7 protein-coding genes are annotated in these 10,980 nt (G+C 69.0%); 2 read left to right on the plus strand and 5 right to left on the minus strand.

The window, feature by feature from the left end; all coding sequences use genetic code 11:
* Positions 1-4: 4 nt before the first annotated feature.
* Positions 5-3,730, minus strand: a complete 3,726-nt coding sequence (locus AB0H76_RS02460; protein WP_357316257.1) for a nitrate reductase subunit alpha — start codon at positions 3,728-3,730, stop codon at positions 5-7.
* A 425-nt stretch (positions 3,731-4,155) separates the two neighbouring features.
* Here AB0H76_RS02460 and AB0H76_RS02465 point away from each other — a divergent pair, with 425 nt between their 5' ends.
* Positions 4,156-4,590 (plus strand): YdeI/OmpD-associated family protein, encoded by a 435-nt coding sequence (locus AB0H76_RS02465; RefSeq protein ID WP_357316260.1) that lies wholly within the window; start codon positions 4,156-4,158, stop codon positions 4,588-4,590.
* A 13-nt stretch (positions 4,591-4,603) separates the two neighbouring features.
* Positions 4,604-5,407, plus strand: a complete 804-nt coding sequence (locus AB0H76_RS02470; protein WP_357316263.1) for a helix-turn-helix domain-containing protein — start codon at positions 4,604-4,606, stop codon at positions 5,405-5,407.
* A 24-nt stretch (positions 5,408-5,431) separates the two neighbouring features.
* Here AB0H76_RS02470 and mtnC read toward each other — a convergent pair whose 3' ends face one another.
* From mtnC to AB0H76_RS02490, 4 genes are all read right to left on the minus strand, one after another.
* Positions 5,432-6,112, minus strand: a complete 681-nt coding sequence (gene mtnC, locus AB0H76_RS02475) for an acireductone synthase (protein WP_357316264.1) — start codon at positions 6,110-6,112, stop codon at positions 5,432-5,434.
* Complete coding sequence (locus AB0H76_RS02480; RefSeq protein WP_357316267.1) at positions 6,109-6,684, minus strand: cupin; 576 nt, start codon at positions 6,682-6,684, stop codon at positions 6,109-6,111. The genes mtnC and AB0H76_RS02480 overlap by 4 nt, the downstream gene beginning before the upstream one ends.
* Positions 6,685-6,688: 4 nt before the next feature.
* Positions 6,689-8,329 carry an S-methyl-5-thioribose-1-phosphate isomerase gene (gene mtnA / locus AB0H76_RS02485; RefSeq protein ID WP_357316270.1) on the minus strand — a complete coding sequence of 547 codons (1,641 nt, stop codon included), beginning with the start codon at positions 8,327-8,329 and terminating at the stop codon, positions 6,689-6,691.
* A 78-nt stretch (positions 8,330-8,407) separates the two neighbouring features.
* The gene (locus tag AB0H76_RS02490) at positions 8,408-10,714 is read right to left on the minus strand and encodes an arylsulfatase (RefSeq protein ID WP_357316271.1); all 2,307 of its coding nucleotides are present in this window, start codon (positions 10,712-10,714) and stop codon (positions 8,408-8,410) included.
* Between the last annotated feature and the right edge of the window lie 266 nt (positions 10,715-10,980).

A 10,980-nucleotide genomic window follows, 5' to 3' on the forward strand; every position in this document is an offset into this window, starting at 1 on the left:
ATAACTAGTACTCCACCTTCTGCGAGCGTCTACGAATCGTGGTGACCTCGTCGCGTTGATTTCCGGTGGGGCCGTGGTAGTTCAGCGCGAAGGACTGCTGGGCGTACCCGCCGATGAGGTGCGAGGGCTTGATCATGATGCGGGTCAGCGCGTTGTGGATACCGCCGCGTTTGCCCTTGCCGGCCTTGGTATCCGCCGCTCCTTCGATGCGCGGGACGTCCACGGCCCGGTCCTGGGCGTGGTACATGAACACCGTGCCCTCGGGCATGCGGTGCGAGACGATGGCGCGGGCCACGACGATGCCGTTGCGGTTGATCGCCTCGATCCAGTCGTTGTCCGCGACACCGATTTTCGCGGCGTCCTTCTCCGACATCCAGATCGACTGCCCGCCCCGCGACAGCGTGAGCATGTGCAGGTTGTCCTGGTAGGCGGAGTGGATCGACCACTTGGAGTGCGGCGTCAGATACCGCACGGTGACGCCGTTCTCGCCGACAGCGCCCACGCCGGGCTCGCTGAACAGTGCGGTCATGTCCAGCGGCGGCCGGAAGATCGGCAGCTGTTCGCCGAGTTCGATCATCCAGTCATGGTCGAGGTAGAAGTGCTGACGGCCGGTCAGGGTGTGCCAGGGCTTCAACCGCTCGGTGTTGATGGTGAACGGCGAGTAGCGCCGGCCACCGGTCTCGCTGCCGGACCACTCCGGGGAGGTGATCACCGGAACCGGCCGTGCCTGCGTGTCTTTGAAGGTGACCTGTTTGCCCTCGTGCTCGGCGGCCAGGTCCGCCAGCTCGGTCCCGGTGCGCCGTTCCAGCGCTTCGAAACCCGCCACGGCCAGCCGGCCGTTGGTGGTGCCCGACAGCGCCAGGATGGTCTCGGCGGCGTGGGTGTCCTTGGCCAGCGACGGACGGCCCTGTGCCACACCGGAAACCACGGTGCCGTTCACACCGGCGAGGTAGCCGATCTCTTTCTCCGGGTAGGTGGTGATGCCCTTGGTGGTGAGGCCGAGCTTTTCCACCAGCGGCCCGAGCGCCGCCATCTTCTCGGCGATGTTCGGGTAGTCCCGTTCCACCACCACGATCTTCGGCATCGTCTTGCCCGGAATCGGTTCGCACTCACCGGCTTTCCAGTCCAGCACGCGCCCGCCGGCCTGTGCCAGAGCGTCCGGCGAATCGTGCTGCAACGGCACCGCGACGATGTCCTTGCGCTTGCCCAGGTGTTTTTCGGCCATCCAGGAGAAACCGCGCGCGATCCGGTGGAAGGCGTCGAAATCGGTCTTGGCCTCCCAGGGCGGTGAGATCGCGGGGGAGAAGGCGTGCACGAACGGGTGCATGTCGGTGGAGGACAGGTCGTGCTTCTCGTACCAGGTCGCGGCGGGCAGCACGATATCGGAGAACAGCGTGGTGCTGGTCATCCGGAAGTCCAGCGACAGCAGCAGATCCAGCTTGCCGGTGGGTGCTTCCTCGCGCCACACCAGCTCCTGCGGCCGGATGCCGGTGTCGTCGGTGGTCTGCACGTTGGAGTCCGCGCCGAGCAGGTGCTTGTGGAAGTACTCGTTGCCCTTGCCGGAGGAGCCGAGCAGGTTCGCGCGCCACACGGTCAGCACGCGCGGAAAGTTCTCCGGTGCGTCGGGATCCTCACAGGCGAAACGCAATTCCTCGGACTTCAGCCCGTCCACCACGTGGTCGGCCGCGGACTTGCCCGCGGCCTCGGCCTCGTCGGCGAGGTCGAGCGGGTTGCGGTTGAACGTCGGGTAGCTCGGCATCCAGCCGAGCCGGCTGGCCAGCGCGATGTTGTCGGCCGCGGTGCGGCCGGCGAAGACGCCCTTGCCCAGCGGCGAGGCGAACGACTGCGAGGTGAACGGGTCGTAGCGCCACTGGTCGTTGGTCAGATACCAGAACACCGTGCCCTGCATCTGCCGCGGTGGCCGCTGCCAGTCGAGCCCGAAAGCCAGTGTGGCCCAGCCGGTTACCGGGCGGCACTTCTCTTGGCCGACGTAATGCGCCCAGCCGCCGCCGTTCACGCCCTGGCAGCCGGTGAGCAGCGTGAGGGTGAAGAACGCCCGGTAGATCTGATCGGAGTGGAACCAGTGATTGGTGCCCGCGCCCATCAGGATCATCGACCGGCCGCCGGAACGGTCGGCGTTGTCGGCGAATTCGCGCGCGATCCGGATCGCCTGCTGCCGCGGCACGCCGGTGATGGCCTCCTGCCAGGCGGGTGTGTAGGGCTGGGACGCGTCGTCGTAGCCGGTCGCCCAGTCACCGGGCAGGCCCTCGCGGGCCACGCCGTACTGCGCGAGCAGCAGGTCGAACACGGTGGTCACCCGTCGCCCCGCGACCGTGCGCACGGGCACGCCGCGCAGCACGACACCGGCGGTGTCGGTGTCGAAGCGCGGCAGCCGCACCGCGAGGGTTTCCGCGCCTTCGGTGCCGTGCAGCGTCAGCAGCGGGTCGACGCCTTCCAGGTCCAGGTTCCACTTGCCCGCGTCCGCCGCCGTGAACCGGTGTCCCAGTGAGCCGTTGGGCACCACCGGCTGACCGGCCGCGTCGAGCAGTACCGGCTTGTGCGCGGCGGTCTCGTCGGTGGCGCCCAGATCCGCGGCGGTCAGGAACTTTCCGGCCAGCGCGCCGTCGTGGTGGTAGTTGCCCTCGGCGTCCCAGCCCTGCGGATCGTCCAGGCAGACCAGGTAGGGCAGGTCGGTGTACTGCTTGATGTACTCCAGGAATCGCGGCGTCTGCCGCTCGACGAAGAACTCGCGCAGGATCACGTGGCCCATCGCCATGGCCAGCGCCGCGTCGGTGCCCGGCCGCGCGGCCACCCACTCGTCGGCGAACTTGGTGTTGTCGGCGTAGTCGGGGGAGACCACCACGACCTTCTGCCCGCGATAGCGCGCCTCGGTCATGTAGTGCGCGTCCGGCGTCCGGGTGACCGGCACGTTCGAACCCCACATGATCAGGTAGCCCGCGTCGAACCAGTCCGCCGACTCCGGCACGTCGGTCTGATCGCCGAAGACCTGCGGCGAGGCCACCGGCAGGTCGGCGTACCAGTCGTAGAACGAGAGCATCGAGCCGCCGAGCAGCGAGATGAATCGGGCGCCGACGGCGTGGCTGACCATCGACATCGCCGGAATGGGGGAGAACCCCGCCACCCGGTCCGGCCCGTACTTCTTGATGGTGTGCACATGTGCGGCGGCGGCGATCTCGGCGGCCTCCCACCATTCGGCCCGCACGAACCCGCCCTTGCCGCGCGCGGACTTGTAGCGCGTGGCCTGCTCCGGGTCCTCGACGATGGATTCCCAGGCCAGCACCGGGTCCTTGAACCGCGCCTTGGCGTCGCGGTAGAGCTCCAGCAGCACGCCGCGCACATACGGATACCGCACGCGCGCAGGCGAATACGTGTACCAGGAGAACGACGCGCCGCGCGGGCAGCCGCGCGGTTCGTACTCGGGCTTGTCCGCGCCGACCGAGGGGTAGTCGGTCTGCTGCGATTCCCAGGTGATCACGCCGTCCTTGACGTAGATCTTCCAGGAGCAGGATCCGGTGCAGTTGACGCCGTGGGTGGAGCGCACCACCTTGTCGTGCGCCCAGCGATCGCGATAGAACTCGTCGGCGCCGCGACCGCCGACCTGGTGCAGGCTGCGGTGATCCGCGGAGATCTCGCCGCGCTGAAAATATCTACCCAGCTTGAGCAAGGCATCACCGGCGGCGGCGGAGGGCAGGCTTGCAGAATTAACCACGACGCCCCTTCGGGTGAGTGAATCGGGCTGTTGGCACCGACTGTAAGGAGGCTTGGGCGCGCGGCCAAATGATTCTCTCACAGCTCGCGGGGGCGGTCTGTGCGTTGTGAGCACGGCGCAACACACCGGTCACTGCGCGGTTGCGGCGAAACTCGCCAGACATCGATGCGACCAGGCTATACGCATGCTGACCGGGTCAAACGCGGCGTCCGGCAGCTGTTTCGGGGGCTTGGCGGTGAAACTTTGGAAACCGGGGGTTCTCCACCGCTTAATATTTGTTAACACAACCGCGAGGTCGGTTCGGGCGCATCGGCGGCATGCCGGGGGCGTGGTAATCGCCCGGCCCGGAGGGCGAGTTTATCGATCTTCTATCTATTAGCTCCAGGTTTGCCGAATATTCGAGCCGGGCAGATTATTCTGCATTCATGCATCGGTTCGAAGCGACGATCGAGGCGGGTGCGGGCGGTGGTGCGTACGTGCCCGTCCCGGCCGGGATCCTCGCTGCGCTCGGCGGCGGTGGCCGGATCAAGGTCCGGTCCACCTTCGACGGCATCGAGTACCGCGGCTCCATCGTGACCATGGGGGCCGGCCCGTGCCTGGGCATGCGTAAGGACATCCGCGCCGAACTCGGCAAGGAGCCCGGCGATGTCGTCGTCGTCACCGTCGCGCCCGACACCGCCGAACGCACGGTCGAGATCCCGGACGACCTGGGCGCCGCCCTGCAAGCCGCCGGCGTCCGCGCCGGTTTCGACCAGCTGTCCTATACCGACCGGCGCCAACTGGTCGCCGCGATCACCGAGGCCAAACGGCCGGACACCCGGGTCCGCCGGATCGAGAAAGCTGTCGCCGCGTCTAGCTGAAGGAGCCAGTGCTGTGCCACGCAAAACGACCGACACCGCCGACGAACACCTACTACGGCCGCCGAGTTTCGGCGGCCTGCTCCGCAAGCTGCGGGACGAGCGGCACATGTCCCGGGAGAAACTGGCCTTCGCCGCAGGGGTGAGCGCCAGCTACATCACCCACCTCGAAGGCGGCGACCGCGAACATCCCACCCGCGCCGTGGTGGACGCGCTCATCGGCTACCTGGACGGCATCCGGCCGTTGTTACCCGTCGAGCGCAGACATCTCTACGATCTCGCCGGCCTGGTCGAAGACGCGTTCCCCAGCGTCGAGAAACTGCGCTCCGATATCGGCGCGGACATGCGCCACGGCCTGCTGGTGCACCGGCCCAACGCCGCCAGCTACATCGATACCCGCTGGAATGTGCTGTCCTGCAACGATGTCTACGCCGACATGTTCCCCGGCCTGGTCGAGGACGTGAACGTGCTGCGCTGGTTCTTCGGCAACGAGATGTCCAAGCGGGTCATGGTCGAGTGGGAGCGCGAGGCCGGGCTCACCGTGAACTGGCTGCGCGGCCTGATCGGCCAGACCGGCGATACCGCCTGGTCCACCTCGCTGCTCGAGGAACTCGGCGGCTACGCCGACTTCCGCAGCATGTGGGCCGCCGGCGGTACTGCCTACGGCCGGGAGACCCCCGACATGCAGCTGCGCAACCCGAACACGGGGGAGACCTACAAGCTGTCGGTGCAGATGTTCCGCGTGGATTCCACCAACCATCCCAACCGGATGCAGTTCTTCCTCGGGGTTCGCCAGCCCGGCATGTCGCCCACGGCCTAGAACCCGCCGCCACCCCGCCTGGGATCAGGCGGGGTGGACGTCCGCGAACGTATCGACCCAGTGATGCGGCGGCCGCGCCGGGTTGGGCTCGCCCGCCCGGTGCACGCCGATCGCCGACCAGCCCGCCGCCACCGCGGCGTCGAGTTCGTCCGGGTGGTCGGACAGGAACAGGATCGAGGCCGGTTCGACGCCGATCGCGCCGGCGATCTTGTCGTAGGACCCGGCCTCGCGCTTCGGGCCCGCGGTGGACAGGTCGAAATACCCGCTGATCAGCGGGCTCAGCGTCGCGCCGCGGGCGAATTCGAACCAATCCTGTTGATTGCGAACCGATCCCGACGAATAGACGTAGAGGCGCAGCCCGGCGGCGTGCCAGCGCGCGAGCGCGGGCGCGACATCCGGGAAGAACTCCCCGTGCAGCGCCCCGGCGCGGAAGCCTTCCGCGCAGATGAAGCCCTGCGCGGTCTTCAGCGCTTCGGCCTTCACGTCGGAATCCAGCCAGCCACGCAGGATTTCGGCGACCTCCGCCGGATCCGCGCCGGGCCGTCCGGCCTGCGCGCGGGTGCCCGCGATCACCGGGGCCGCCGCGCCTTCGGCGTTGCCGGCCAGCCACTCCGGCAGCCGGGCGCGGGTATACCCGTACAGGTCCTCGCGCACTGAGCTGGTCGGACTGGTCGTGCCCTCGATATCGACGACAAGGGCCTTCATCGAGCCGCCAGCAACTCGTCGAGCGTCGGGAACCCGGAGCTGATCTTGTCGCCGGTGAAGTCGCCGACCCAGCCGTCCTCCTCCTCGAAGAACCGCACCGCGACGAAATCGGGCCGGGTGCCCATGTCGAACCAGTGCAGCGTGCCCGCCGGCACCGAGACCAGGTCGCCCGCCTCACACACCGTGGCCAGCACCTCGTCACCGATGTGCAGGTAGAAGCAGCCGCGGCCGGCGGCGAAGAAGCGGACCTCGTCCTCGGCGTGGCGGTGCTCGTCGAGGAACTTCGCGCGGGCGCCCGCGGCGATGGCCGGCCACTCCGGGTTGGACTCGTCGGGGTGGATGCGGGCGATATCGATGTGGCGGTAGCGGCCCGAGGCGTTCAGGGCCGCGATGCGCTCGGCGTATTCGGCCAGCAGTTCGTCCGAGGGGATGGTGGAGACGTTCTCCAGCGTCGGCCAGTGCTCGAAAGTGATGCCGCGCTTGCCCAATTCGGCGGCGATCACGGCGTCGTCGGTGGTGCGGACCTTGACGTCGGCGGCGTCGGTGGCGGCCATTACCTGTAGCAAAGTCATTGTCTTATCCAATCTCTGGGAGCGAGGCGGGCGGGTCGTACGCGTGCTGCCTGCCGGTCCGGGTCACCAGCTCACACAGCGCCTCCAAGCATTCGGCGCGATCGCGGGCCCTGGAAAGATTGTCCCCCCATGTGGTGATGCCGTGGCCCGCGATGCCCAAGACCGGCGGGGCATCCGGGTGTGCGGCCAGGTAGCGCTGGATGTCCGCGCCGATGCGGGGGACATCGGCCCAGTTCGGGAACACGGGGATGTCGATGGTGTCGGTACCGCCGAGCCCCTTGATCAGCTCGAAGTCGCTGATCCGCAACATGATCAGCTGATCGCGCGCACCCACCTGCGTGGAAAGCGTTGTCGCGTACGGGGGATGGATGTGTACCACGGCGCGCGCGTCGGTGCTGCAGTAGATCGCGGTGTGGATGGTGGTCTCCGCGGAGGGGGTGCGCCGCTGTCCGGCGCGCGGCCGGGAGGTCGCGATCGCGACGGTCACCATGTCGTCCGCGGTGAGTTCGCCCTTGGCCAGCCCGCTGCCGGTGACCACGGCCGAATCTCCGGTGCGGACCGAGATGTTGCCGGCCGTGCCCGGCATCCAGCCGCGCTGGTGGAGCTCGCGCGCGATACTCGCGATCGCGGCGCCCTCGGCGGCCGTCTCGCCGCCGTAGACGATGCCCGACTCGGTGACCACGGCCGTGACCAGCGGCGCGGGCGTCACGTCGAAGGCGGGATTGAACACCTCGGTGCCCGCGGGCGCGGTGGCGACGCCGCCGAATCCGGTGACCTCCGCGGCGGCCCGCTGCTCGACGACGATCTCGGCGCCGGTCGCCATCCGCGGATCCCGCGTCGACTCGGGCGCGACCACGACGAACGGAATCCCGTGGTGGCGCGCCGCGAGGGCGAGCGCGTAGGTCCCGATCTTGTTGGCGACGTCGCCGTTGGCGGTGATCCGGTCCGCGCCGACGACCACGCAGTCGACCTGGCCGGTGGCCATCGCCCAGGCCGCGGCGGAATCCATGGTGAGCCGGTGCGGTATCCCCGCCTCGGCCAGCTCCCAGGTGGTCAGGCGCGCGCCCTGGAGCAGCGGCCGGGTCTCGTCCACGATCACGTCCGCGATCCGGCCGCGCTCGTGCAGCACCCGCAGCGCGCCGATCGCCGTGCCGAACGCGCTGGTCGCCAGTCGGCCGGTGTTGCAGTGCGTGAGCAGGCGCAGCGGCCGGTCCGGCAGCAGGCGCTCGATCAGGTCGGCGGCGTGCGTCGCGGCCGCCCGGTTGACCCGGCCGTCCTCGGCGAGCAACTCCAGGGTCTCGGCGAGCACCGCGTCCGCGCCCGCGGGCACCTTGGTGACCACCCGGCGCACCGCCCAGGCCAGGTTCACCGCGGTGGGCCGGGCCGCGGCGATCCGCGCCGCCTCGGCCTCGGCCCCGGCCACGTCGACGACACCGTCGCGGGTGTGCGCCGCGGTGCCCAGGACCACGCCGAACGCGCCCGCGATCCCGATCGCCGGGGCGCCCCGAATCGCCAGCGTCTGGATCGCGTCGATGACCTGATCGACGGTCGACAGCCGGAGCTCGCGCACCTCGTGCGGCAGCCCACGCTGGTCGATGGTGACCAGCACGCCGTCGTCCCAGATCAGAGAACTGTCAGTCGTCAAGCGTCATCCCTTACCACGAAAAGCTCGCATAATGCCTGGTAAACGGTATCCGACCGGATCGCTGCGGCCGAATCCGGCTCATTCCGCGACGTACTCGGCCTCCCGCTCCACGGCCTCGATGGTGGCCTGCGAGACCTGGATCGGGCCCGGGGTGTAGGTCACCGCGCGCAGCTCGCCGGTGTAGCGGAACGGGCCCCGACGTTCCCGCAGATCCCAGGAGACCGGGCCGCGGGCGTCGACGCCGACGGAAATGCCGGTCCACGGGGCCATGCCGACCAGTTGCACCTGATCGCGCAGCTCGGCGGTGTGCGCGCCCGCTTCGAGGCGGAAGTCCCAGCGCAGACGCGGGCGCACGGCCGCGGTCACGGTGACGCGCTCGAGTCCCTCGGTCAGTTCCACCGAGGCGGTACCGTAGACGCCGTAGCTGTTGACGCCCAGCACGAGCCGGCCGTCCTCGACGTAGAGCAGATAGCCGCCGAGCGGATCGCCGTGCGCGACCAGAATGCCTTCCTCGCCGGGGCGATAGCCGCGCAGCTCCGCCTCGATGGTGAAGTCGCGGAAGGCGATCAGGCGCTGGGAGCGGTAGCGCTCCAGGGTCGAGGTGCCGGGCAGCAACCGCAGCGGCGCGGCGAACCGGGCTTCCTCGGGGCGCCGCCGGGCCAGGTCCTGCCGGGTGAGCAGCGGGAAAACCGTGTTGTTCCAAGCGGATTCGTCCCAGGCGGCGGCGAGTTCGGCGGCCTTGTCCGGATGTCGCGCCGAAAGGTCGTGCAGCTCGGTGGGATCGGCGCGCACATCGAACAGCTGCCAATTCGGGTCGTCGACGTCGCGTCCGGGCTCGTGCAGGGACAGCAGCTTCCAGCCGTCCCGGTAGAAGCCGCGATGCCCGGTCATCTCCGAGTACTGCTCGGTGTGCGCGGCGGCCGCCCGCGGGTCCCGCAGCAGATCGGCGGCGGAGATCCCGTCGAAATCCTTGGCGGGCAGTCCGTTTCGCACGCTCGGTCGTTGCAGGCCGGCCAGCTCGAGCAGGGTGGGCGCGAGATCGGTGACGTAGGCGTACTGCTGCCGGATGCCGTTGTCGTCGTCGGTGCGCGGTAGACCCTTGGGCCAGGACACGAGCAGCGGGACCCGCACGCCGCCGGCGAAGGTCTGGCCCTTGTAGAACCGGAACGGGGTGTTGGAGGCCTGCCCCCAGCCGCGCGGATAGTGCACGCCGAGCCGGTCGGTCCCGATCAGCTCCTCGTCGTGCGGGACGTCCCCGACCCAGGCCGGGTCGTCGATGTGCGCGAACTCGGCGAAGTAGGTGCGGGTGCCCTCCGGTCCGCCCTCGGCGGTGCCGCCGTTGTCGGAGGTGAACACCACGATGGTGTTGTCGAGCTCGCCGAACTCCTCGACCGTGTCGAGCAGTCGCCCCAGGCTCTGGTCGATGCTGTCGACCATCGCCGCGTACACCTCCATGTACCGGGCGAAGCGGCGCTGCTCGTCCGCGCCGAGCGAATCCCATTCCGCCGCTTCGTAACCGGGCTCGGTGTTGCGCGGCTTCTGCTGCGTGCCCTCGGGAAAGAGCCCGGCGGCGAGCTGCGCGGCGAACCGGCTCTGGCGCAGCTTGTCCCAGCCCTCGGCGTAGCGGCCGCGGTACTTGGCCAGGTCGACCGGCTTGGCCTGCAACGGGCCGTGCATGGCGACGTGCGCGAAGTACAGGAAGAACGGCTTGTCCGCGTCGTGCGCGCGCAGGTCCTTCAGGTAGGAGATCGCCTTGTCGGTCAGATCGTCGGTGAGGTAGTAGCCCTGCGGGTATTCCTCGACGTCGACCACCGAGGAGTCCGACACCAGCTGATTGGGGTAGTAGAAGGAGTTCAGCCCCTCCAGTGACCCGTAGTAGCGGTCGAAGCCGCGCTGGGTCGGCCAGGAGTCGCGGTGCGCCGCGGGGTTCATCGTGGCATCGCGCACCAGATGCCATTTACCGACCGCGTAGGTGGCATACCCGTTGCCGCGCAGGATTTCCGGCAGCGTCAGCACGTCGTCGGCCAGTTCCAGCCGTAGTCCCGGGTAGCCGGGGTCGGCGTTGGCCACGAACCCGAAACCCGCGCGGTGCGCGTTGATTCCGGTCAGCAAGGAAGCGCGCGAGGGGGAGCACAGCGGGGTGGTGTGATAGTTCGAGAGCCGGACGCCGTTGGCGGCCAGGCGATTCAGCGTGGGAGTGTCGATCTCCGAGCCGAACGGGCCGATATCGCTGTAACCCATGTCGTCGACCAGCACCACGATGATGTTCGGTGCGCCCGCCGGTGCGGTGGGCGGATAGGTCCACTCGGGTGTCGATTCCGCGGTGGTGCGGCCGGCGGCGCCGCCGAAGGACTCGTAGCCACGGGCGTGGGGTGGAACAGGCATTGGATCAGTAGAAACCGGGAAATCGGCAGGTCACCATGGTTTGACGCACGGTGCGCCGAACCGGTGCCGGGTGCTTGCCCGCGGTGTTAGCGTCACCGCCATGCTCCCGGAACAACTCTGCGCACCGCACACCGCGGGTGTTCGCGGCTGCTGTTCGTGCCGGGTTCGCGGCTGCCGTCCCTGACGGCCCCTGCGCGCCCGGAATCTGTTCCCGCGCTGCTCTCACCGGCATCAGCCAGCGTCCGCCCGGTCCCCGCGGCGCACTA

Source organism: Nocardia sp. NPDC050712, assembly GCF_040654295.1.
GTDB lineage: Bacteria > Actinomycetota > Actinomycetes > Mycobacteriales > Mycobacteriaceae > Nocardia.